General features: G+C 28.7%; 20 protein-coding genes. 17 read left to right on the plus strand and 3 right to left on the minus strand.

All coding sequences use genetic code 4. The annotated features are described in order from the left end of the window. Positions 1-178 precede the first annotated feature (178 nt). The 10 genes from EXC45_RS00390 (at position 179) to lpdA (ending at position 12,787) form a co-directional block, all read left to right on the plus strand. Complete coding sequence (locus EXC45_RS00390) at positions 179-535, plus strand: hypothetical protein (protein ID WP_051616947.1); 357 nt, start codon at positions 179-181, stop codon at positions 533-535. Between the two features lie 379 nt (positions 536-914). Continuing rightward, positions 915-1,883 carry a hypothetical protein gene (locus tag EXC45_RS00395; protein WP_036434157.1) on the plus strand — a complete coding sequence of 323 codons (969 nt, stop codon included), beginning with the start codon at positions 915-917 and terminating at the stop codon, positions 1,881-1,883. Beyond that, positions 1,873-3,336 (plus strand): putative cysteine peptidase, encoded by a 1,464-nt coding sequence (locus tag EXC45_RS00400; protein WP_036434158.1) that lies wholly within the window; start codon positions 1,873-1,875, stop codon positions 3,334-3,336. The genes EXC45_RS00395 and EXC45_RS00400 overlap by 11 nt, the downstream gene beginning before the upstream one ends. A gap of 344 nt (positions 3,337-3,680) precedes the next feature. Further along, complete coding sequence (locus tag EXC45_RS00405; RefSeq protein WP_129693726.1) at positions 3,681-4,331, plus strand: hypothetical protein; 651 nt, start codon at positions 3,681-3,683, stop codon at positions 4,329-4,331. A 57-nt stretch (positions 4,332-4,388) separates the two neighbouring features. Beyond that, the gene (locus tag EXC45_RS00410; protein WP_036434164.1) at positions 4,389-4,973 is read left to right on the plus strand and encodes a hypothetical protein; all 585 of its coding nucleotides are present in this window, start codon (positions 4,389-4,391) and stop codon (positions 4,971-4,973) included. A 106-nt stretch (positions 4,974-5,079) separates the two neighbouring features. Further along, on the plus strand, positions 5,080-6,816 hold the full coding sequence (gene uvrC, locus EXC45_RS00415) for an excinuclease ABC subunit UvrC (RefSeq protein ID WP_036434167.1): 1,737 nt from the start codon (positions 5,080-5,082) through the stop codon (positions 6,814-6,816). A 1,069-nt stretch (positions 6,817-7,885) separates the two neighbouring features. Then, positions 7,886-9,010, plus strand: a complete 1,125-nt coding sequence (gene pdhA / locus EXC45_RS00420) for a pyruvate dehydrogenase (acetyl-transferring) E1 component subunit alpha (protein WP_036434170.1) — start codon at positions 7,886-7,888, stop codon at positions 9,008-9,010. Next, positions 9,010-10,008, plus strand: a complete 999-nt coding sequence (locus tag EXC45_RS00425; RefSeq protein ID WP_036434173.1) for an alpha-ketoacid dehydrogenase subunit beta — start codon at positions 9,010-9,012, stop codon at positions 10,006-10,008. The genes pdhA and EXC45_RS00425 overlap by 1 nt, the downstream gene beginning before the upstream one ends. A gap of 21 nt (positions 10,009-10,029) precedes the next feature. Beyond that, positions 10,030-10,938, plus strand: coding sequence for a 2-oxo acid dehydrogenase subunit E2 (locus EXC45_RS00430; RefSeq protein WP_036434175.1), 909 nt, complete (start codon positions 10,030-10,032; stop codon positions 10,936-10,938). Between the two features lies 1 nt (position 10,939). Continuing rightward, entirely contained in the window at positions 10,940-12,787 is a 1,848-nt protein-coding gene (gene lpdA / locus EXC45_RS00435; protein WP_036434177.1) for a dihydrolipoyl dehydrogenase, read from the plus strand. Positions 12,788-12,889: 102 nt separating this feature from the next. On the opposite strand, the gene EXC45_RS00440 is transcribed toward lpdA, so the two are convergent. The 3 genes from EXC45_RS00440 to nagA form a co-directional block, all read right to left on the minus strand. After that, entirely contained in the window at positions 12,890-13,810 is a 921-nt protein-coding gene (locus EXC45_RS00440; protein ID WP_036434179.1) for an SPFH domain-containing protein, read from the minus strand. A gap of 134 nt (positions 13,811-13,944) precedes the next feature. Beyond that, entirely contained in the window at positions 13,945-14,667 is a 723-nt protein-coding gene (gene nagB / locus EXC45_RS00445) for a glucosamine-6-phosphate deaminase (RefSeq protein ID WP_036434181.1), read from the minus strand. After that, positions 14,667-15,773, minus strand: a complete 1,107-nt coding sequence (nagA, locus tag EXC45_RS00450; RefSeq protein WP_129693727.1) for an N-acetylglucosamine-6-phosphate deacetylase — start codon at positions 15,771-15,773, stop codon at positions 14,667-14,669. The genes nagB and nagA overlap by 1 nt, the downstream gene beginning before the upstream one ends. A gap of 287 nt (positions 15,774-16,060) precedes the next feature. On the opposite strand from nagA, the gene EXC45_RS00455 reads away from it, so the two are divergent. The 7 genes from EXC45_RS00455 to EXC45_RS00485 all read left to right on the plus strand — a co-directional run bounded on the left by EXC45_RS00455 (position 16,061) and on the right by EXC45_RS00485 (position 25,926). Beyond that, positions 16,061-17,182, plus strand: coding sequence for an AEC family transporter (locus EXC45_RS00455; RefSeq protein WP_036434184.1), 1,122 nt, complete (start codon positions 16,061-16,063; stop codon positions 17,180-17,182). A 12-nt stretch (positions 17,183-17,194) separates the two neighbouring features. Continuing rightward, a complete protein-coding gene (locus tag EXC45_RS00460; protein ID WP_036434186.1) occupies positions 17,195-18,184 on the plus strand; it encodes an NAD(P)-dependent oxidoreductase in 990 nt (329 codons plus the stop codon). 113 nt (positions 18,185-18,297) lie between these two features. Next, on the plus strand, positions 18,298-19,923 hold the full coding sequence (locus EXC45_RS00465) for an MIP family Ig-specific serine endopeptidase (protein WP_129693728.1): 1,626 nt from the start codon (positions 18,298-18,300) through the stop codon (positions 19,921-19,923). A 218-nt stretch (positions 19,924-20,141) separates the two neighbouring features. Beyond that, positions 20,142-20,795 (plus strand): hypothetical protein, encoded by a 654-nt coding sequence (locus tag EXC45_RS00470; protein ID WP_036434190.1) that lies wholly within the window; start codon positions 20,142-20,144, stop codon positions 20,793-20,795. 2 nt (positions 20,796-20,797) lie between these two features. Continuing rightward, the gene (locus EXC45_RS00475; protein WP_036434191.1) at positions 20,798-21,628 is read left to right on the plus strand and encodes an MAGa7180 family putative nuclease; all 831 of its coding nucleotides are present in this window, start codon (positions 20,798-20,800) and stop codon (positions 21,626-21,628) included. Between the two features lie 72 nt (positions 21,629-21,700). Beyond that, positions 21,701-22,597 carry an MAG4940 family membrane protein gene (locus EXC45_RS00480; RefSeq protein WP_129693730.1) on the plus strand — a complete coding sequence of 299 codons (897 nt, stop codon included), beginning with the start codon at positions 21,701-21,703 and terminating at the stop codon, positions 22,595-22,597. A 2-nt stretch (positions 22,598-22,599) separates the two neighbouring features. Next, positions 22,600-25,926, plus strand: coding sequence for an MSC_0775 family lipoprotein (locus tag EXC45_RS00485; RefSeq protein WP_036434196.1), 3,327 nt, complete (start codon positions 22,600-22,602; stop codon positions 25,924-25,926). The last annotated feature ends 27 nt before the right edge of the window (positions 25,927-25,953 follow it).

The raw sequence follows: 25,953 nt of genomic DNA on the forward strand, positions 1-25,953 counted from the left end.
GAAAAAAACTTTAAAAAAGTGTAATTTTGGCTAAAGTTTTTCATACTCAAAAAATATAGAAAGTGAATAAAAGATGTTTTTAAAGTAAAAAAAGACATTTTTTGTGATTTTAGATTAAAAATATGGAAGTTTTTCCTAAATGCTATTTTTATATTTAAAATAATATAATTTTTATGTAATGAAAACTCTCCAAAATAAAATTGAAAAAATTTCCAAAATTTGAAGTGATTTTGACGATTTTATTGTGCAGGGTTCATGAAACTTAAAAATTCAAAAATGTATTGAAAGAGAACCCAATGACATAGATTTGTTTTTGAGTTTGAAAAAAAGAAATAGTAATTTTTATTCTCAATTCAAAGAAAAATTAAAAGAACATCCTTCCTTAAAACTAAAATATATTAGCAGACAGTTAATTTCGTTTGAGCATGAAGGAGAAAAAATAGATATTATTTTAACTAAATTTTATTCAAAACACCAAATTATAAAAATTAATGGGATAAATTTTCTTAAAAAAGAAATCTCCTTTTTTCTTTAAATTTTTAAACTAATAAATTTAATTCATGTTTTTAATGATAATCCTTTTTATAATGAAATAACACAAATAGAAACTACTATTGATGATTTACAAAAAATTGATGAAAACTTTTGTTTTTTGAATGAAAAATATATATCTATATTTAACGAAGAAGTTTGAAAAGATTTATCATTTCAACTATTTTTAAACAAGAAAAATTTGTGAAAGTTTGATATAAATACTTTTTTTAAGAGAATAGAAATGATAATAACAAAAAAGAGTTACTTATTGTTTATTTTCAATTTAAAAAAATTTTTAAATAAAAGAAAAAACATACAGAATAGAAAAAAATGAGTCTGAAAATTTGAAAAATCAATAAACAAAACTTACCGGGTCTAAAATGGAAAATAATATACTTTTAAATTTTGCAAAGGAAATTTGCTCAATTTCCGACAATATAGTCATTCAAGGATCGTTTGCAATTTATTTAAATGGATTTCTTAATAGAAAATCCAATGATATTGATGTAATTTTTTCTGAAAATTTACCTATTTCTAATAGATTAATAATTTGAAATAAAATAGAAAAAAACTTTGCTATTGAAAGAGTAATAAGAAATTCAATATTAATGAAAGAAATTGAAATAAATTACAAGAGTTTCAACTTTAGGTTAGAGTCGGTTTTGCAGAAAAACGTACCTTCTGAATTTGTAATCTATAAAAATGGATTAAAATTCTGTAACACATTTTTTTGTTTAGTATCCAAGTTATGTCAATTAGGTTTTTTATTAAATAAAATCAACTCTGATTCAACAAAAGATGAATTCCAAAAACTAAATGATTGTTTGAATGACATTAAAATAATAGATAATGATACAAATCTACTAAATGATTTAAAAAAGAACAAAAAGAATTGTTTAAAAATATTTATAAATGATTCTGTATTTAAGTTCATTTTCGCACAATATAATTACTCATTAAATTTGTTTAAACCTGAATTTTTTATCTTAAAGCTTAACTTTTCAGAAGATCAAAAAAGATTGTTGTTAAAAATTAAAGATGCTTTAATAAAGCTAGATATTTTAAAAAATTTAGAAGAATGTCAAAAATTTATTGAAAGAAAAGAAGAATTTAAAAAAATCTTTTCTAAAATAAATCCTTATATTCTAGGTGGTAAAAATATGCTTGTTTATTTTGAAAGTGAAGAAAATTTACTAAAAATATTAAATTATCTAAAAATCAAGTTTGAAATAAATTTGTGCATAAATAATGTTCTTTTAATTGTAAATAGAATTAGGAATAATATTTTAGAACTAAATCTGGTAGATTTAATTCATTTAATCTTTCAGGAGAACTACTATGATGAATAAACTCAAAAAAAGCTCAACTATTTTGGGGTTGGGATCAATTGCGATCGCAACTACAGCAGCATTGTCAATAGATGGCACTGCAGAACAAGAAAACAAACATGAACAAATTAAAAATTTTGTCTCATATGAAATTTCATACTATTATAAAGAGGAAATCAAATTTAACAATCTTCTATCAACTCAAAATTCATACTATATTGTATACAATGATGAATATGTCGTTGTATATGATGATATTTTGAAAGAAATTGTTATGCATCAAAAAACTAATCATTACAATTTTTCTAATCAAAATATTCATATAGTTTATTATGATATTTTAGAAGGCTTTATAGAATCGAAAAACAATAAACTGTTTTCTTTAGAAAACGAATCAGAGGTTATTTTTGATGTTGAAGAAAATATAAACAGAAGAAAAACCTTTTATTCTGATGATGAATTAAAAAATAAAATACTAGAAATAGAAAGAAAAGCGTCTTTATTTAAAATATTAGTAAGATCTAAAAATAAAACCCCTAAAACTATTCCGGATATCCCGACTTATAATCTTAGTTATAACAAAGATATTGTTTTAACAAATCATGCATGATGATGATTTACTCGTGACACAAATAAGGAAGTAGGTTATGATGAACTATTGACCTATGAAAGTGGAAATATCAAAAGAAATGGTTTGTGTGGATACATAGCATTTGCAAATATAGTTTTATTTAATCATATATTCTATGATGGAAATTTAATGAAAGAAAGTGTGTATAAGAATGAAATAACTGTTGAAGATTACCCGGAAAATATAAACAACTTAGATCATTCTAGTTCAAGAAAATTAAATTATGGAGTTCCTATATTTAGAAATCATATAGACAATTTCCCTAGAAACTCTCTTGCAAACAAACTGCATGGTATAGTATTAAAAAATGGGACATCTGCTGAAGATTATGATGAAATGTTTAATAGTATTGTAAACAAATCGTCATTTAATAAAAATTTTTACAAAGAAACTTATGATAGTTGGTTATGATATACATCATACAAGAAAAGTTTAATACATTCATTAACCGTAGAAGCAACACCTGTTTTGTTGGGTAGTAGTCGTTATCATCATGTTTTTGTTGCCTTTGGATATAACCCAAAAACTGATGAAGTAATAATATCTACTTTATGAGGAAATAAAAGTGATATAAGAATTATGAAATTGAGCGCTATATATACAAGAACTTCAGACTTTTATAAACTAGCTCCAAAAAATGGTATGGATCATTCAAAACAACAAAAACTTTTTAAATACGATGGAAAGTATGTCACAGCTTCATATTTTGAAACCAAAATTAGATCCGCTTTAATAAAAGATTGATACAATGAGTATAATTTAGCTTTTTCAGTTGAATTTGATAGAAACGATCTTCTTGATGAAATATATGCAAACGAACCTATATTTCCAGGAGGGTATTAATGGTGTTGAAAAAAAACAAAAAAATATTTAATGCGTCACATTTATATTGAATTCTTAAAATTTCAATATCATTATTTATTTTAATTATTTACTCAATTTTGTGTTTTATATTTAAATTTGAACGAATTAAATTCACAGTTAATATAATTTTTGGCAACACTCTATTATTTATTATTCTTAATATTTTGCTTGTAATAATATTTAAATCTATAATAAGAAAACAACAAAATACAACAATTTTTCAAAGCGATATCCACAGAAAAATATTTTATATTTTTCATATTGTTTTAGTGCTAATTTTTAGTTTACCGATTATTATTTCTTCTTCTTATGATTCGGTTAAAATGATATATATGCCGACAGGTAGAAGTGAATTAGACACTATAATTGCTTCTTCTAAAGAAAATGCTATTGTACAAATTGCAAACCTTTCTTCAATTGCGCTTGTTTTTTTAAGTTCTTATTTATTTGATAAATTGTTTTTACAAAAACAAAAATTTACTTCAAGTAAAAATTTGTTAGCCTTTACTTTAGTGATTTCGTTAATTTGTCTTTATTTATTAATAGATGTTTTTTCGTTAAAAATATTTTTAATTACACAAATTATCATTATTTACAAATACACTTACAATGAATTTTCTCTAAATGGTGCTTTAATCAGTTTTATCTTCGATGTATTCTATATTGTTATTAGTTTTGTTATTTTTAATTTATTCTTTTACCGATCAAAAAAAGGAAAAGAAGAGCAAAAACATTATTTAAAATATTTACTTATTTTAATTACTGGTATTTTCTTTGTGAAAAATCTAGGTTTTTTAACAATTAGCATTATGAATTTTGAATTTAGAGGAAATAAGAACTTTAATCAAGCATTTTATAAAGAATATTGAATATATACTTTTATTGGATTTTACTCACTATTATCCTCACTTACTGTTATAAGTTTATTTATCAACCCAGTAATTGAATATATTCGTTGCAAAAAAGCCAAATAATTGCTTAATTTTGCTAAAAATGAAAAAAAACTATAATTTAAATATAAGGAGGAAAAATTGAAAAAACATTTAACTGTATTTTCTAAAGAAAAAATTACCTTACTATTTTTGTCAATTATATTGTTGATTGCTTCAATTGTAGGAATAATTATTATTAATTATATTGATAGTGTTATTGATGTTAAGGACAAAAACAATTACACTAAATTTTTTAGTATTTTTTTCTTAATATTATCTTATGTCTTATTGCTTGTTGGTGGAATTTTACTAATCGGATCAATTCACTTAAAACAAAATGCTGAACATAAAGCAAATCTTAAAAATGCTTTAGTGTTACTTGATTTTCTATATGCTATCGCAGTCATTGCTTTAATTGTGGTTGTAATTTATATGCTTGTGCCAATAAGACCTGGCTCAACAGTAAATCCAGCAGTGGTTGACGTTGTGAAAAACAACGAAGAAGGTTATCATTATCCTGGTGGTTATATAAGAGGTTTAAATTGAGCTTCTCTTGTAACAATAACTCCAATTTTTGTACTTTTTGTAATTAGATGAATTATTTTTAATAAAATTTCAAACAACAAAACAAATAAAGCCAGCGTTAGTTTATTGGTTCCTTTCTCAGAATTAGCATTTCTTTAAAGCGTATTATAAATAAGATTTTTAGATTATACAAAACCAACTTTTTTATGTTGGTTTTGTTTTGCTTTAAAATAAAAACGTCGAATTTTAATATAATTAAAAACATATGAAAATTAGTGTAAAAGAAAAACTTAAAAGTGTACCCAAAAAACCCGGAATCTACTTGTGAAAAGATCAATATGATCAAATTATTTACGTAGGTAAAGCTTTAAATTTATACAGTCGTATGCATCAGTATTTCAAAGGAAGTATTAATTCATATAAAACTTATAAGTTAGTTCAAAACATTGCCGATTTTGATTTTTATGTCACTAAAACCGAGAAAGATGCTTTGTTATTAGAAAAAAATTACATTGAAAAATATAAACCTAAATACAACATCTTGCTCTTAGATGATAAAAATTATTCATACATTGAAATTGAACATGGTGATAAATTGACCATTAAAACCACACATAAGATTCAACATTCCAAAGCAAACACTTATTATTATGGGCCAATTACTAAAGGTTTTCATCGCCGCGAATTAGTTAATATTTTGCAACGTTTTTTTCTTTACAAAGATGGTTTGCCAATTCTTAAATCCACCAAAGAAGAAAATGCTCAAAAATTCAATCAAATTATTGATATTTTGAAGCTTAAAGATACTTCGTTTTTAAAACAAATAACCACAAAAATGGAACAAGCAGCTATGCAAATGCACTTTGAAATTGCTAAAGAATATCGTGATTCTTTACGATTGCTTCAAGAGATGAAACAACGTCAAATTTCTGAAATTTCTTCATTAAAAAATATTGATGTGTTTGCTTTTAAATTACAAGAAAATGTAATGCATGTTTCAATTGTAAATTACCGTTACGGAATTCAAACTTCGCATAATTACACTTATTTTCAATCACAAAGCAACATCAAAGAAGATATCGAATTGACATTAGCAAATTATTATGAATTAAATGAAATTGCCGACAATATTGTTATTGATTATGAATTTAAAAATTTAAACATTGAACTTCTTTCAGAAAAAATAACTTACCCTCAAAAAGGAGTTTTGTTAGATTTAATTAATTTAACAAATGAAAACAATAAAATAGCCATTCAAACCAAATATACACATAATTTAGCAAAAAATCAACGTAATATTGAGTCTTTAAATACTTTACAATCGTTACTAAAGCTCCCTAATAAAATTAGATTAATTTACATTTTTGACAATTCTAATTTAAACAACACAAATGTTGTAGGTGTTGGTATGGCTTTTAAAGATGGTCAAAATTACGCAAAATTAAACAGAAAATTCTTTTTAGAAAAAAACTCTCGTTTTAATACATCCAAATTAGCTGACAGTGAATATATGTATTTAAATGTACTCAGTTATATTAATGTTAACATTGAATTTTTTAGAAATATCAATTACGATGACTTATTTATTGTAGATGGATCAATTGTTCAAATTAATTCATTTTTTAGAGCTGTAAAAGAATTTGATTTTATTGATATAAATAAACTCAATGTGATTGGATTAGTAAAAGATGATCAACATAAGACTCGTGAAATTGTTTTAAAAAACGGAACACATCTTAAAATTGAAGATCAGAATTTATACAACTTCTTAAGTAATTTACAAATCAAAATAGATGCTTATGCTAAAAAATATTTTAATTACAAATTTAGACAATCTTCTTTAACAAGTAAACTAAGCCAAATTAAAGGTGTAGGACTTAAAAGCGAGCAAAAACTTTTGCAACATTTTAAAGATTATTCGTCAATTTATAATGCTTCTGAAGCGGAATTAGCTCAAGTTGTAGGTAAAAAGGTGGCTAAATTAATTAAAGAAAGTATTTAGTAGGTCTTGGTTTTGATTTGTTTTAATACTTAAAAAAGTAAATTATGAAAATTTTTTTCACATTTGCAAGTTCTTTTACCTAAATGGTAGTTAATTTATTTATAATTATCATGGTGCAATTTAAAGTAAAAAATAGTAAAACCCTTCCTTAGCAAAACATCTAAGTTGCACCAAAAACTCTTCATATCTCTATTATCATAATTTTCAAGAAACAAACATAATCAAAAATTATTAATTTATCAAATTCTATTTTAAGGTCTCAATTTCAAAAAAGATCGTTACGCGTGAAATACGATCTTCTCAATTTTTAATGTGGTTTTCATTATCGTTTCAGAATTATAAAAAACAGAATTTGTTGTCGTTTTCTTATCTATACCACAATGATTAATTAGATATCATTAAAAAATATTATTTACATTTGTTTCAAAAATGAATGTAAAAACCATTAACAAATTTTTTAAAAAATTATTTTAATCAAACTAAGGTTATTTGTAATTAATGCTCTCGCTTATTTTGTTCAATTTAACCATTTTTGTGTTTTGTTAGTTTAGTGTTTTTATTTTTCACAAATTGGTTTTAATCTTGGTTTTTCCTTTACTGGATTTAAAAATTATCTTAAAACATATCAAAGGTCTTTCATTTTCCCTTTGTTTCTTCTTGTTGTACATAAAATTATTTTCTCCGTAATTTTATAATTTTGTGTACTATCATGATTATTTAAACTTTGCTGTTTTTTAATAAAGACAAGTTCCTTTCCGGAAAATATTTTATTTGATAATTCAAATTTCAAATAATTAGTTTAAAACAGTCCTTTCTAGTGCTCTGCACGCCCTTTTTTCTTATATTATAACTTTCAAAATGTTTCTTGAATTTTAATTGTGATTTCTTAAAAGGCAGTACTTTTTCGTTCGCGGTATTGCCTTTTTCTTTGCAAAAAAAGCAATTTTGCTAAAAATTTTTTGCTTTTTTAAAATCTTTCAATAGCAACACATAAAAATGCTAAAAAGCGGTAAAATTAAAATAAGTAATTTTATTACTTTGATAACCAAAAAAACGAAAGGAAAATTAAATGTCAAAAACATATAAATATGCATTAGATAAAGACGGTAACTATACAGTTATGTCTAACCCTAATGAAATGATTAGAGTTTTAGATGTTAATGGTGATTTAATTGATAAAAAATACAAATCATCACTTACAAACGAACAACTCTTAGAAGCTTATAAGTGAATGGTTTTATCAAGACAACAAGACACCTACATGCTTCAACTTCAAAGACAAGGTCGTATGTTAACTTTTGTGCCTAACCTTGGTGAAGAAGCATTGCAAGTGGCAACAGCTTTTGCTATGAATCCTAAAACCGATTGATTTTTACCAGCTTTTAGATCAAATGCAACCATGTTAGCACTTGGTGTTCCAATGTTAAATCAAATGCTTTACTGAAACGGAAACGAGTGAGGATGCAACATTCCTGAAGGTGTAAATGTAATGCCTGTAAATATTGTTATTGCATCTCAAATTTCACACGCAGCCGGAATGGCATTTGGAATGAAACACCACAAAACAGGTGGAGTAGCTGTTACTTTTGTTGGTAATGGTGGAACAACCGAAGGTGAATTTGCAGAAGGAGTTAACTTTGCAGCCGTTCAAGAATGACCAGCTGTTTTCTGTGTTAACAACAACCAATGAGCTATTTCAACTCCGAACCACTTTGAATCAGTATCTGCAACTATTTCAATGAAAGCCGCTGCTTTTGGATGTGCTGGAATTAGAGTTGATGGAAATGACTTTTTAGCAAGTTATGACGCTATTAAAGATGCTATTGAATACTCAAGAAATGAAAGCAAACCAATCATTGTGGAGTTTGTAACTTGACGTCAAGGACCACACACCACTTCAGATAACCCACGGGTATATAGAACTGAAGAAGAAGAAAAAGAAAATGAAAAATGAGAACCAATGCACCGTTTTGAAAAATACCTTTACTCAGTTGGCGCTTTAAATGATTCTCAAAAAGAACAAATCTGAAATGAATCATTAGATTTTGTTAAAAAAACTTACGAAGAAAGTATGACAAAAATCAATACTAAACTTGATGATATTTTTGATTACACATACGCTGAACTTCCTGAATACTTAAAAGAACAAAAACAAGAAGCAGTAGACTTTTGATCAAAGAAAGGAGTTAAATAATGGCTGACACAAAAGTAGTTAATAATATTGAAGCCTTAACTCATGCGCTTGATTTAGCTATGGAAAAAGATCCAAATGTTGTGTTATTTGGAGAAGATGCTGGTTATGAAGGTGGAGTTTTCCGTGCAACTCAAGGTCTTCAAGCTAAATACGGTGTTCAAAGAGTTTTTGATACTCCTATTTCTGAAGCGGCTATTGCTGGAGTGGCAATTGGAGCTTCACTTGCTGGATTAAAACCAATTGGTGAATTACAATTCCAAGGATTCTCTTATCCAGCTATGCAACAAATTTTTACCCATGCAGCTAGATTAAGAAACCGTTCAAGAGGACGTTTATCAGTACCTATTGTTATTAGAATGCCTATGGGTGGAGGAATTAGAGCTTTAGAACACCACTCTGAAGCTTTAGAAGCTATCTACTCACACGTACCAGGAACTAAAGTAGTTATGCCTGCGTTCCCTTATGACACTAAAGGACTTTTACTTGCTGCTTTAGCAGATCCAGATCCAGTTATTTTCTTAGAACCTAAGAAAATTTACCGTGCTGGTAAACAAGAAATTCCTGCTGGATACTATGAAGTGGAAATTGGAAAAGCAAACGTTTTAGTTGAAGGAAAAGACTTGACTCTTGTTACTTATGGAGCTCAAGTTCACGATGCTTTAGCAGCGATGAAAAAACTTCAAGCATCAAATCCAGAAATTTCAATTGAACTTATTGATTTAAGAACAATCAAACCACTTGATCACCAAACAATAGTGGAATCTGTAAAGAAAACTGGAAGATTGCTTGTTGTTCATGAAGCAGTTAGAAGCTTCTCTGTTTCAGCTGAAATTATGGCTAGAGTTAATGAAAAAGCTTTTGAATATCTTAAAGCTCCAATGGCTCGTTTAACAGGATATGACATTACTGTGCCTCTTGCCAAAGGTGAAAACTTCCATGCTATTAACGATGATAAAATCGTTGAAAAAGTAAAAGAAGTTATGTCATTTAAGTTTTAATAAAAGGAGATATTAAACATAATGAGTATTAGAACAACCCCAATTGCTCGTGCCAAAGCAGCTAAACTTGGTATTGATTTATCTCTTGTTAAAGGTTCAGGAGATCACGGTCGTATTTTAGTTGCTGATATTGATGCATATGTAGCTTCAGGAGCTCAAAAACCTGCTCCAGCTGCAACAAGTGCTCCTCAAAGTGCGCCAGCAGCAGTAACCCCAAGAGTGGTAAGCGGAGAACCATATTCACAACCAATTACCCCAATTAGAAAAGCCATTGCTAAAGCGATGACAAACTCATGAGATAATGTTGCTTATGTAAACTTAGTTCATGAAATCGATATGACTAATTTATGAAATTTACGTTCATCAATTAAAGATTTAGTTCTTAAAAGTGATAACGTTAAATTAACCTTTTTACCTTACATTCTTAAAGCAGTGGCAATTGCTTTAAGAGAATTCCCTAAATTTACAGCAAAATACAATGAAGCTAAATCAACTTTAGATTATCCTGGAGTTATTAACTTAGGATTTGCTGTTGATACTGAAGCTGGATTAATGGTTCCTGTAATTCCAGGTGCTGATCAATTGTCAATTTTAGATTTAGCTAAAGAAATTGGTCGTTTAGCTAAAGCAGCTAGAGAAAGAACAATTAAACCTGCTGAAATGAAAGGTGCTGGATTTACAGTAACCAACTATGGTAGTGTAGGAAGTTTATTTGGAGTACCAGTTATTAACTATCCTGAACTTGCTATTGCTGGAGTTGGAGCAATCGTTGATAAACCAGTTGTTAAAAACGGAGCTGTTGTTCCAGGTAAAGTAATGTACATTACTGTTGCTGGGGACCACAGATGAATTGATGGAGCAGAAATTGGACGTTTTGCTTCAAGAGTTAAAGAATTACTTGAAAAACCTGAAGTATTAGGAGTGTACTAAAATGTATAAATTTAAATTCGCAGATATTGGTGAAGGTCTTCACGAAGGTACAGTTGCTGAAATTTATGTAAAAGATGGTCAAACCGTTAAAGAAGGAGACAACCTTTTTAGTGTTGAAACCGATAAAGTTACTTCAGATATTACTTCTCCTGTTAATGGAGTAATTTCAAAAATTATGATGGCCGTTGGTGATGTTATTCATGTTGGTCAAGAAATTTTCTTAATTGATGATGGTTCAGGAGATGCAGTTGTTGAAGAACCAGCTAAAGAAGAGAAAAAAGAAACCGGAGCTAGTGTAGTTGGAGAAGCTGTTGTTAATAATGATTTAATTGATTTAGCAGCATTTAAAAAATCAATGCCTACAGTTAATGAAAAAGCACAAGTTGCTTCAAATTCATCAAATATTGCCAAAGATGTAAAACCATATACTGGTAAAGTTGATGAAGATTATGATGTTATTGTAGTTGGATCAGGTCCTGGTGGATATTTAGCAGCAGAAGAAGCTGGTAAAAGCGGACTTAAAACTTTAATTGTTGAAAAATCATTCTGAGGTGGAGTATGTTTAAACACCGGATGTATTCCTACTAAAGCATTACTTAAATCAACTGAAGTAATTCAAACAATTAAACATGCTCATGATTATGGAATTGTTCTTAAAAAAGAAGAACAAATTTCTGAAGATAAAACATGAACTGCAATGCACCAAAGAAAAGAAGAAGTCGTTAAAAAGATTTCTAAATCAGTTGAAATGCTTATGAAATCTTCAAAAGCTAAAACTGTATTTGGTGAAGCAAAAGTTCTTGGAGATAGAGTAATTGAAGTTGAAGGACAAGTTTACAGAGCTAAAAACTTAATTTTAGCTACTGGATCTACTGCTAATAAATTACTTAAAATTCCTGGATTTGAACAAGGTTACAAAGACAATAAAATCATCACTTCTAAAGAAGCAATTAACTGAAAAGAAAAACGTCCTAAATCAGTAACCATTATTGGTGGAGGAGTTATCGGTCTTGAATTTGCAACTATTTTCTCAATTTTAGGAGCTAAAGTTGTAATTATCCAAAACACCGAAAGACTTCTTCCAGCAGCTGATAAAGACGTATCAATAGAAGTTAACAAAATGCTTGAAAGACTTGGAGTTGAAGTTCTTTTTGATACCCAAACATTAAAATACGAAAATGACAAACTTTACGTAAATGTTAAAGGTGAAGAAAGAGTCCTTGAACAAGAAATTGTTCTTACAGCCACAGGTAGAACACCAAATTCTCAAGGTTTAGCTGAAGCTGGAATTAAACTTGGAAGCAGAGGTGAAGTATTAGTTGATGAACATCAAAGAACTAATGTTGAAGGTGTTTATGCTATTGGTGATGTTACTGGACAATCAATGCTTGCTCACGTAGCTTACGCTCACGCTATGACTGCAGTATTTAACATTCTTGGAGACAAAACCAAAGAAACATACAAACCTAAATCAGTAGCTGGATGTATTTACACCAACCCAGAAATTGCTTTTATTGGTATGACAGAAGAAGAAGCTAGAGCACAAGGTAAAGATGTATTAACTTCAAAATACTTATTTGAATACCTTGGAAAATCAATTGCCGCTTTAAATACCACTGGATTTATCAAATTAATTGTTGATAAAGAATACGGTGAAATTTTAGGAGCATGAATTGTAGGTCCTCACGCAACTGATTATATTGCTGAAATTGCTTTAGCAATGGAACAAGAAATTACAGTTAATGAAATTGCGCACACAATTCACCCTCACCCAACTTATGGAGAAATTATTTGAGAAGCTGCTCGTTCAGCAAGCTTAAAACTTTCTCTTGCTAAACTTAGAAAATAAGTTTATTAATTATCATTACCCACGCAAATCGCAACAAGTGTTGCGGTTTTTTATTTTGTTAAATAAAAAACAAGCCCAATGCTTGTTTGACTTTAAATTGATTTACTCGGTTTTTTCTTCGTTGTTTCTAAACACTTCACCAGCTGCGGCCATTGTTTTAACAACTTCAGATAAGTTTGGTGGAACTATAATTTTTGTTGCTTTTCCATTAGCTAACACACCAAGTTGTTCAATTGATTTTAACTGAAGCAATTTTGAGTTGATAGTACTTTTACTTAATAATTCTAAAGCTTCTTGTTGCCCTTTAGCTTCAAGGATTTGACGTTCTCTTTCAGCTTCAGCAGCTAAAATTTTAGAGGCTTTTTCTCCTTCAGCACGTAGAATGTGACTTTCTTTTTGTGCTTGAGCTCTTAAAATTTCACTTTGTTTTGTACCTTCAGCAGCTAAAATAATTGCTCTTTTATCTCTTTCGGCTTGCATTTGACGTGTCATAGCTTCTTGAACTTCTGTTGGAGGAGCGATGTTTTGAATTTCTACCCGATTAACTTTAATTCCTCATGCATCACTAGCTAAATCTAAAATGGTTGTTAATTTAGCATTAACTGTTTCTCTAGAAGTAAGTGATTCATCAAGTTCTAGTTCACCAATTAAGTTTCTTAAGGTAGTTGCAGTTAAAGCTTCAATGGCTAAAAATGGTCTTTCAGCCCCATAAGCAAATAACTTAGGATCAACTACTTTTAAATAAATAACGGCATCAACTTTAATAGTGGCGTTATCTCTAGTGATTGCGTTAATAGCTGGGAAATCAATAACTTTTTCTTTTAAGTTTTCTTTAAGAGCAATTCTTTCAATAAAAGGAAACTTGAAGTTTACCCCTTTGGTTGCAATTCTATTGAATTTACCGAGTCTTTCAATAATGTAAAAGTTTGTTTCATTTACTATAAAGAGTGTTGAAAATAGTACAACTATTAAAACAATTAATAATAATACACCAACAACACTTCCGACAATAATTGGAACCATATTCTCCTTTCTTTTCTTATATAAATTATATTAAATTTATTGATTATTAGTTTTCTTAAAGAAAATAAGATTATATAAAAAAGGACAAGAATATCTATTTCCTTATCCTAATTTAATATAATTTTATTTATTTCTTAAATGTATTTTCCAGCTTCTTCATCAACAATAACTGTTACATCATTGTGTAATTGTAAAAAACTTGCGGGACATTCTGGTGAAACTGGTCCTAATATCATGTCTCTAATAGCGTTAGCTTTAGAAGCTCCGGAAGCAATTAAAACGATTTTTTTAGATTCTAAAATTGTTCCAATTCCCATAGAAATAGCTGTTAAAGGCATATCTGAAGGTTTATCAAAATAAATTTTATTACTTTCAATAGTACTTTGAGTTAGTTGAACTTCACGTGTTCGATCACTTATTGTAGAACCTGGTTCATTAAAAGCGATGTGTCCGTTAGTTCCTATTCCTAAAATAGTAAAATCAATTCCTCCGTGTTTTTTAATAATTTCTTCGTATTTTTTAGCCTCTTCAACAACGTTGCCATTTCCGTTAGGGAAATTAATGTTTTCTCGCTTAACATTAATATGATTAAATAAATTCCCATCCATAAAATAATGATATGAACATTTATTTGTAGTTGGTATCCCGACATACTCATCTAAATTAAAGGTTGTAATTTGACTAAAATCAAGCAACCCTTGATTATATTTTTTAATTAATTCAATATATGTTTGCACTGGTGAAGAACCAGTAGCAAAACAAATTTTAGAATTTGGTTTCTTATTTATTTGTTCTTCAAACATAAACGCACACACTTGTGAGAGCGTTTTATGTGTATCCACTTTTATAATTTTCATTATATTTCTCCTTTAACTAATCTCCCGTTTATGATAACTGCTTTAATATCTAATGATTTACGATCGATCATGACTAAATCTGCATAATATCCTTCACGAATACGACCGATTTTTTTATGTTTAATTGAATCTAATGCATTTGTTGAAGTTAACTTAGCAATATCAGGTAATTTAACCTTCATTTTCATTAGATTTTTAAAAGTGTCATATAGTGTAATTCCGCTTCCGGCAATAGTATTAGTTCCTTTTAAATAAATATTTTTCCCTTTTTTAGTTACTGGAATTGATCCAGAAATTGAGTCTCCATCTGGACCGTATGCAGGTCTAATAGCATCTGAAACACAAACAATATATTCTAAATCCTTGTGTTGTAAAGTAAAGTCAATTGTTTCAGGACAAATATGCTCGAAATCTAAAATGATTTCAGTATAAACATTTCGATTAAACGCAGCTTGCACCAAACCTGGTTTACGCGAATCAATTCCACTCATTGCGTTTCACATATGACAAACATTGCGAACACGATTATCAAAATACAATTGTGCTTCATTATAAGAAACATCAGTATGTCCAATTGAAGGAACAATTTTTAAGGATTGCATTTCTTTAAGAGTTTCTAAATCCACCATTTTAGGGTCAAAAGACATTCTTTTTAATCTTCCTTTTGAAGCTCTATGTAATGTGCGAACTAAATCTGGTGTCCCTTTTAGAAGATATTCTGGATGATGGGCTCCTTTTTTTGCCTCACCAATAAAAGGTCCTTCAAGGTGAATTCCTAAATGTCTTGAACCCGCAAATTCAGCAGAAGCAATATCAGAGAGCGCAACAATTAAATCATCTCAAGGAGCAGTCATTTCTGTGGGCATAATTGATGTTACACCATATTCAGCTAGTTGTTTTGAAATTTCTTCGGTTGCAGTTTTACCATCCATGAAATCTTGACCTTTAAATCCGTGAACGTGTAAATCTACAAAACCAGGAAAAAGAAAGTTTTTTCCAAGCCCAGTTTTAGGAACGATTTTTATAATTTTTTCATCACGAATATACACATCAGCATTGTCAATAACTCCATATGGATTAACAACTTTAACGTTTTTTATTATCATAAACTTTTAATACCTTTCGATTTATATTCAAATTATAAAATTTAAATTATTAAAGTTTTACATAAGTAAAAAACTAATTCTTAAATTTTGGACAAAACTTTATTTTTACCATCATTTTTATAAAATATTTTCATATTTATAAAGTAAAACTGAAGTTTTTTACCCTTAAAAAAAGAGGCCATAAAAATTTTTAGAATATAATTTATTAGCATTTATAGTTAATGCCCCCATATATTTTTTAAATATATGAGTGTTTATGAAAGGAAAAAGACAATTAGTCAAATAAAATGAATGATATTTTAACTACACTAAAAAACACTTTGACTAATACTGGATTTTGAGGTGCAATTATTGCAACTATCGCAATAATTACTCTTGGTTTTGTTTTAACTAAAGCAAAAGTCCTTAAAGCTGAATGGAAAGGATCTCTTAATGCGGTTGTTTTAAAAATCGCTCTTCCTGCTTTAGCTATTTCAGGATTTATGAAAAACATTACTATTAAACAACTTCAAGAACAAGGTATTATCTTAGGAGTTTCGTTTGCATTTTATGTTCTTTTATGCGTTATTGCATTTGTGCTAACCACATATGCACCAAACTTTGTTCCTCGTAGAATGAAAGTAAATATCGACGGAACAGTCGCTCAAAGCGAATCAAAAGCATTAGTTACATGAATGATGCTTATTTTCGGAAGTGTTACTTTCTTTGGACTTCCAATTATTAATGTAATTGATAATGGTGCAGGAGTTATTCCAGCTAACATCTGAACAATTCCTTATAGAATCTTCCTTTACTCATACTGTTTTATGGTAATGTCAGGGCTTAAATTTGACCGTCAAAACATTGCTAAATCAGTTAAAACTGCATTTTTAAACCCTATTGTTATCGCAACATTTGTGGGTCTAATTTTCTGAATGACACAATTAATCCCTGGTGCTTCTGTATTTGATAAAAACTTTACTACAGGAACAGCTAAAGCAACTAACGGATGATTTAACTTGTCTGTTACAATGCCATACTTTTACACACCAATTCAAACATTAGGAAGACTTGCTAGTCCACTTGTTTGAATTTCAATTGGTATGACACTTGCTGTTTCAAACATTAAAAAAGCAGTTACATCACCAGCTGTGTGAGTATTTACAGCACTTAAACTTATTGTTATTCCACTTATTGTTTTCTTAGTATTTTTAGGATTAAACCGTTCAGGAAACGTAACAAAAGAGGCTGCTACAGCTATGGTTATTTTTGCTGCTACTCCACCTGCAACAGTTGTTATTGCTTACGCAATGCAATATAAACGTAATGAAGAATATGCTGTTCTTTGTTCAGCGTTATCTACATTATTTGCAATCATTGCAATTCCTGTATGAATTGTTATATCAAAAGCTGCATTTATTTATATTTAGGAGAATAATTAAATGAAAGTTATTTGTTTTGGAGTTCGTGATGTAGAAAAACCAATTTTTGAAAAATATAACCAAAACTACAATTACGAATTAGAATTACGTTCAGAGTCACTCACTCCTGAAAACGTTGATATTATCAAAGGATATGATGCGGTAATTTGCCGTGCAAGTGATAAAGTAAACCGTGAGGTATTAACTAAAGCTAAAGAATTTGGTATTGATTATGTATTAACTAGAACTGTTGGTTACGATCACATGGATTTAGAAGCTATACACGAACTTAATATCAAAAGCGCAAGAGTACCTAGTTACTCACCAACAGCTATTTCTGAATTAGCTGTTTCAATGGCACTTACATTGTCAAGAAGAAGTTTGTATTTTGCATCTAAAGCTGCTGCTGAATACGATTACAAAATTCTTCCTGAAGGTTTCGCTCGTGAAATGAAAAATTCTGTAGTAGGAATTATTAGAACTGGAAAAATCGGTTTAGAATCAGCCAAAATGTTTAAAGGTTTAGGAGCTAAAGTATTAGGATTTGACCCATATCCAAATCCAAATGCTAATGGAATTATTGAATATGTTTCATTAGATGAACTTCTTAATCAATCAGATATTGTTTCACTTCATATGCCATATATTAAAGGTGTAAACGATAAAATGATTAATGATGAATTCATAGCTAAAATGAAAGATGGAGCCATCTTAGTAAATACTGCCAGAGGTCAATTACAAGATGAAAGTGCGATTTTAAGAGCTTTAAAATCAGGAAAACTTTATGCAGCCGCTTTAGATGTGTTCTATAGCGAAAAGCTTTACTTTGGTAAAAAGTTAACCGAAATTGAAGACCCAGTTATTAAGAAATTAGTTAATATGTTTCCTAAAGTTATGACTACTCCTCATATTGGAAGTTACACTGATGAAGCTGTGGCTAATATGGTCGAAATTTCATATCAAAACCTTAAAGAATTATCTTCAAATATTGAATGTAAGAACAAATTATAAGAATACGCTTCGGCGTATTTTTTATTAAAAGAAAAAATGCTTTTTGGTATTAATTTTGTTGAAAATACTCTCTTTTTATATCCATTTATCTTAATAAAGTTTAAAATATAGTCATGTCAAAATTAAGTCGTTTCTTATTAGTTTTTTCGTTAATGGCTCCTGGAGCTGTTGTTTCGTGTACAGATGCAAATTTAGAACAAATTACCATCAAAAATAATCCAAAAAATGACGATTCTTCGCAAAATAATCAACCAATTATTGATAATCCAAATTCTAACAATGATAATAGTAAAGATAACTCTGATGCTTTACCAGACACTAATTCCATAAGCGAACAACCTTCAGTTGAAACAAATCCCGTTTCAAATACAGAAATTAAAACAACAAACTATCAGTTTAATCCAATCCAAGCTAGCAGAAACACCTTTTTAACTAAAAATGACGACTACATTCAATCGATTAAATATCGAACTTTTTCTCTTAAATGATATATGCAACAAAAAGGGACAACTCAAGGATATTCAGTATCTGGAACATTGTGAATGCTTGATTATATGCATTTAGGAAATAATAAATTTAAGTTTTATTTTGGAACTAACTATCATGTAGCTTCTAACTTATTTTCTGCAAAAGATTATGATATTTATCAACAACCAAATCGTTTAAAAACTTTTAACCCTTATTATTATGAATTTGCGTGAGCTTCTGATGCTTATGATACAAATTCAAAAGTTGGTGATAGTAATTGAAATAGAGTTCAAATTCCTTTTAATTCAAAAAATTCAATTCTAAGAAATTTCTTCTTAGCACATAATTTTTTACAACCAAATGCATTACCTAATTTAAAGTCTACTTATTTTGCTGATTTTGCAATTGTAGAGTTTGAAATTGACTTAGACGCATTATCTAAATCTGATTATAAGGCAAAAGCTTTTAGAGTTAAATTAGCTCAAGCAATGAATGAAGTAAATAAATCTATTAAAAAATTCACAAACTTAGATCAAACTAACTCAAATAAATATTTATTTACAGATAATAAAATTCCGTATGCAACTTTAGATTATGCTAGTGTGCTTGATACTTATGAAAAAAGTAAAACTAACTCATTAGAACAAATTAGTGAAATTGTTAAAGAAAAATTAGCAACTTATAATTATTCACTAGTTCCTAGATATTTATATAGCTTTGGTTATCCTGCTCCTAGCGAAAACAATGATAGTGGTATTTTTAATACAATAGATGCAAACGAACGTAATACATTAGGGTATTCTTCTGATGATCCGTCTTTAGGTTTTAGCATTCAAAAAGATTATGTATTAAAAAACTATGATCAAAATTCTTATTTTAATAATGAAGTAGCCACTAAATTTTATGCTTTTATGTATAGTTTTAATTCAAAAAACGCTCCTGATAAAGGAGCAAGTGGATCGCTTGTTTTAAATGAACAAGGTCTGCCAATAGGATTGCTTTTAGGACATTTATCAAATCCAGTGACATACATAGATGCTAATAAAAACTTCCAAGAAGCATCACGTGCATTAATTCAACCTTTTGTGCAAAACATTCCTCTTTATTCTCAAAACAATCAAATCACCATTCCTGCTTTTAATTTACTTGATCACACCAATAGTGAGTTATATCCTCAACAATTAGTTTCTTATCGTTCAAGAATTAATGATGTTTACGGAAAAGATGCAAAAACAGCAGTTTTTGGAGGGGAAATCGTTACTTTATTATAAGATGGTTTTTATCCATCTTTTTTTGAATCATTTTTTTAAAAAAACTAACTATTTTCCATATTTTTTCCACATTTTTATATGAAACATTATGAAAAACTTTTATGCACATTTTAAGCAGTTATAAAAAGTTTTTTAGCTCTTTAATTTGTTTTAAAATACATTAATTTATAATAAAGAATATTACATTTTAATCAATTAATTTATTACTAAGGAGAAATATGGAAAACAAAAAAATTAGACACTCAATTATCTTAATAAACGGAAAAAGAAGAAGTGGTAAGGGATTGCTTTCTCAAGCAATTAAAAAACTAGCTTCTGAGAAAGACTACAAAGATAACATTCATGTTTTATCTTTTGCTCAACCTATTAAAAAAATTACTGAGCCTATTTTAGATGAACTTAAATGAGACGGAGTAGATAAAGAAATTGTGCGTCCTTTATGAATCGCAATGGGAGAAGTAGGGAGAAACATCGATAATAATATATGATGTTCAAAAGTAATGGACAAAATCAAAGAAATTGTACGTAAATCAAGTGAAGAGGGGAAAAATTCATTATTTTTAATTGATGATTTGCGTTTCCCAAATGAGCTTGATTACTTTAAAGGTACTTTAGCGGAATTACAAGAAATTGCTGGAGAAAATTCAAAAGTAACTGTTAATGCTATTAGAATTCAAAAATTCTTTGATGCTACTAAATTTGTTGTGGGGGTTGATGATAACTCAACTGAAACTAGTTTTGACAAAATTGTAAACGTTTGTTTTGATCATATTGTTCCTGAGAATATATTAATTGATCAACATTGAAGTGCTAACTTTGAAAAAGTTAATTTATATGCCAAAATTATTTACGACAATTACTTAGCGAGATAATAATGGTTAAACGAAAATATTACAACAATGTCCATTATTTTGTTGATGAAGTTAATAAGGTGGTTCGTTTATCCGAATCCTTTCATCAAGAGTTATTAACATTTGATAAGTTCAAGGGATTTAAAAAAATTGGAGGTAGTACTGTTGGAGATGTGTTGCTTTCAGGTGGTTTTAAATCACAATTTGCTGCTTTTTGTCATATTGCACGAATTAAGTTGCCAGTATTGAGTAAAAAGTATGTAAATGCCGGTACTATATTAGAACCTAAGGTTTTTGACGCCTTTCGGGCAGCTTATCCAAATGAAACCATTTATAATTATGAAGCTGCTCAATATAATTACAACTTTTTTGAAGGAAAAGATGATGTTCTTTCTGGAGTACCTGATGGTTATTTACCAAGTCGGAATTGCGTGCTCGAAATTAAGACCGCAGGCGAAAGCAAAATTGACAAATGAGAAAAGGAAGTAGATCCTTCATATAGAAAACAAGCGCAACTATATAGTTACTTAATGAAAGCTACTAGTTATAAAATTATTGCTTTATTTTTAAAAGATGAAGAAGGGGATTACTTACATCCTGAAAATGTTAATTTACGCAAACGTAAAATCAAGGCTTTTGATTTTGAAGTAAATTATCAAGAAGCTGAAGATGATATCAAAAAGGTGAAATCTTGATATTATCATTACACAAAAAGCGGAGTTTCTCCTCAATTTAATTTATCAGTTGATGCTGATCAAATTGAATATTTGAAATGTTCTTCACCTCAAGAGTGAGAAGCTTTATTGCAAAGATGAATTCAAATGGGCAAAGCTGATGCTGACAGCGAAGCGTAAAGAGTGGTTTAACCCACTTTTATTATATTTGCACACGAAAAAATTACTTATTTAATATAATTTTTATTAATAATGACACCAAAACAATTACTTTCGACTTTTTGAAATACTCAAGGATTTTTTACCGAAGTTTTAGCGGTTTTTATTTTAGTTTTTTTTGTTTTGTTATTCAAAATGTTAATAACGGCATTTAAAGTGAAAGGAACTAAAATCATACTACCGCTGGGATTTAGTTTGATTACATTTTTAATGTATGTTCAACTATGAGCTTCATCTAAATATTTATTCAACACCCCTCAAACGCCTTTGGTAAATCCGATTTTTGTCCTTTTACAGTCATTTTTACAAGGTTATAAGCTAGGCAATGGTTTAAATCCTTCTTCTTTTAAACCATTGGATAATGGAGTTCCTTATCTTATTGGCGGTCAATTGTTAGGGTTTATTTTCGCAATAAGTTTATTTTTAGTTTTGTTTATACCGCTAAAATATTATTTAGCAAAAATTAATCCCAAATACCAAGACATTAAAAAAATGACCATTTTTGAGGTCTTTCATAGAGATGATAAAACTTTAGTAGGATTTTCAATTAAAGAAAGTATCTTTTTAATTATTTTTACAGTTTCGGTGGGATTTGCTTTTTATATTAAACCTACTGAATTTGGGACCACTAAATATGATCTTTTAATTGTTTCTACAGTAATTATTTTTATTTTATTGTTTTTTTCAAGTTACTTTGGTTACTTTGCTTTTTTAATTTATTTAGATTGATTTATTGCTGTTATTAACTTTGTTGAAAATTTCAAAACTAAACGTAATTTACAAATTGTCCAATCTGACTTTAGATTATCTTTCACAAGTCTTTTTCAAATGCTTATTACTACAGTTTTAACAATTATAATCCCAATAATCGTGGGCGGAATTGTTATAGCTATTTTTGCAAACACAAAAGGAGATGGAGTTAACTTCTAATTATGAAAAAAATATTCTTTAAAAAATTTTTAATACCTACTACTTTTTTAACCGGAATTTCAACTTCGATGGTACTTGCTAGCTGTACTGCTAATGATTCAATTTCGCAAAGCGATGTTGAGAACTTTGTTGCCAACAAATACTCTTTGACAATAACATCAACAAATAAAAGTGCATTTGATCTTGAATCTAGCGATATAACATTAACCAACAATACCAATGAAACAAAATTATCTTTTGAATCCACATTACTTAATGATTTAGAAAATCCGAATGCTTTTATTTCAAGTGGTTATTCTTTGGATGCTGTTACAAATAAAATGCTAGCAGGAGAAGTGTTGGTTAAGGTTAAGATAACTTTTAAAGACTCTAAGCAAACGCTATCTTATGATAAATATTTATTTGTCAAAGGCGCTTTAAACTATGAACGAGCACTTGAACAAATTAGTGATAAAATCGATTTTGAACTTCCTAATTTAGCTAATGTAACTTTACCGCTTGAAAAAAATATTTCAAAATACAATCATGATCTAGGAGACTTAAAATACAATCTTAATTCATTGAATTTACAATTAAATAACAACACTAAATTTATAGTTAAAACAAACAATGCTTTAACTGGAATTGTTAAGTTAGTTCCTATAAGATATTTTTCAAGTAAATCCCAAAAGTTCTTGTATAAAGAACTTCCACTTGACCAAGAGTTAGTTTTACATCAACAACAGTTTATCCCTACTTTAGATGTTGTGTTAGATACAAAACAATATTTAGCCCCATTAAGAGTAGATTTAAGTCAAAATACCAAATTTGCAAATCGTTCACTAAGTGAACTTAACCCTTCTGAATTAAAATTTGAAGATTTACAAAATAGCTTATATTTAGGGGATTTAATTGACTTAAAAACTAACCAAAGCATTACTTTGCCTGAATTTTACAAACACAATATTATTGAAAGCATTAATTCAATTCAAACCAATGATAATGATGGCCAAATGGTTGTTAATTTAACTTTAAGATTGCCTCATTTAGATAATGTTCAATACTTCTCAACTCAAGGATTGACAAATTATGAATCTCAAAGAGTGAAAACTCAACTTATTTTAGGAGGTTTTAAAAACGATAAGAGCTCAATTGTGGCTAATAATGATATACCTCAAGAAGCAAACAACATTGTAACAACCACTTCGTCTTCAAATGTGCTAAATGATATTTTAGAAGCATTTGATTACACAAGTTCAAGTGAGTTTTTTACTTTTAAAGATCAAGTTAACATTCAAAATTTAGCTTTTAGAGACTTTGCTAATAACAACTACATTAAGCAACACACTACCTTTAACGAAGTTGCTTTAAAAGATTTATTAAAAACTAAATTTAATAATTATGCCTCACTGATTAATTCTTTAAAAGTGAGAATTCGTTACCACGATATTCGCCAACGAGAAGGAAATAAAAATCAAACAATAATTCCTATTGATTTAGTGCATGTTATTGATTCAAACAAATATTTATATGAATTTAGAACCGTTAATTTTGTTGTAGATAATTTAGGATTAAATACCAATAATGATAAGTGAATTCAATTAAGTAGTTCTTTAGATAATTTAATTAATGATATTAAACAAAACCCACTTAATGTAACTTTAGCTAATAAATTTTTAACTGCTAGCGTGGTTCAAAACACTCCAGTTGAACAATTGTCAGTATCTCAACTTAATAAATTATTTAAAGTGTCTTTATCTGAAGAGTTAAAAAATCAATTAAACACTTTATGAGAAGAAAATAAATATATTAGCAATATCTTTGTGTCAAAAGTTCGTTTTGATGCCAATGTACACAAATTAAAAGCAACCATTAGAGTAGCTTTATCAGATAATGCAAACGAATACAATCAATTAATTAAACAAATACAAAAAGAAGATCCTCAAGCTTCATTGACTTTAGTACAAGCTCAAGAAAAACTGCAAAATACTTCAAGAAGCAATTTAGGAAAAGACATTGAAATCACTTTAAATTATGCCAATAGTGGATTGGAAAATTATTTATTAAATGAGCAGTTAGCATCATTGGTAAAGGTCAACATCGCTCACACCAATGAAGCTCATTATAATTTTGAAAAATTTAATTTAGCTGATTTTACTTTTACTAAACCAAATAATTTTTCTTATTTACAATTAGTTTCTCACAAAGTAATTGACGCTAAAAATGTGGATTTTACTTTCAAAGCCATTGATGCTACTAACCAAAAAGAATATCAATTTACCAAACACTTTGGATTAGGTCATTTTAGCAACATTTTTGAAGAAGAATTCACTAAAAATAACATTAATTCTTACAACTTCATTGCTGGACCTTTAACCAAACAAAATCTTTCAAAAGTTAATGCTCAAATTTTTAGCTTATACGGAAGTAACTTACTCACTGGTGGTTATGATGAATTAAGAGGATTTTATGCTTCTTCGCCATCGTTTCCATATCAATTGCACTTAGGAGAAGATTATTTAGCTCCAAACAAAACAGCTATCGTGGCTCCTTATGATGGCGAAATTCTTGGAATTGTATATCATGATAACGTTTCAAAAGCCAACGATATTGCTGAAGGAGTTGGGACTACATTACTAATGAGAGTTAAAGTAGAAGATATGAATTTATCTCCTAAAGATAAGGAATTATACTTTAAAGATTCTCTTTATGCATACATTGGTGTAATTCACTTAGATCAAGAGCAAACATTTAACAATAAAGCGTTAAATATTTCGTCTAAAGAAATAGAACAAACTGATTCAAAAGGTAATAAAACTATTGATGTTTATGCAACAAAATTTGATGCTCAGTTAAATGATTATGTTGCTATTACTCCAGACAATCCTCTTAAAGTAACCAAAAACCAAATAATTGCTTACATTGGAGACACTCACGAAAATGGTGGTTGAATGTCTCATGCTCACGTGTCAGTAATAGTCTCAGGTGAGCGTAATTGAAATGAGAACGGTTTTTGAGCTCCAAAGCGTGATTATTATGAAAGTAGATTAAAAACCTATAATCCTGATTCACCAAGATTTAATTGAAGCGGAATTAGAGTTCCTGGAGTGGCCTTTAATTCAGGAGATTTATCAAAACAAAGAAACTTGCAAGCTCCAAAAGTAGATCCACAAAGTGGAAAAGTGATAATTCCAAAAGAAGATTCAGATACTTTATATTCATTTACTATTTTCCCAATTGAAGCTCAAGAAATGCGTAATGGTTTAAGAAATCCAAATATTTTATTTAAATTACGCACCAAAGAAACTTATGCTTTTGATATTTCAGAGTTATTCAAAATTAACAATTAGACATCCTTCAGTGGATGTTTTTTGTAT

This window comes from Mycoplasmopsis columboralis (assembly GCF_900660675.1).
GTDB lineage: Bacteria > Bacillota_I > Bacilli_A > Mycoplasmatales > Metamycoplasmataceae > Mycoplasmopsis > Mycoplasmopsis columboralis.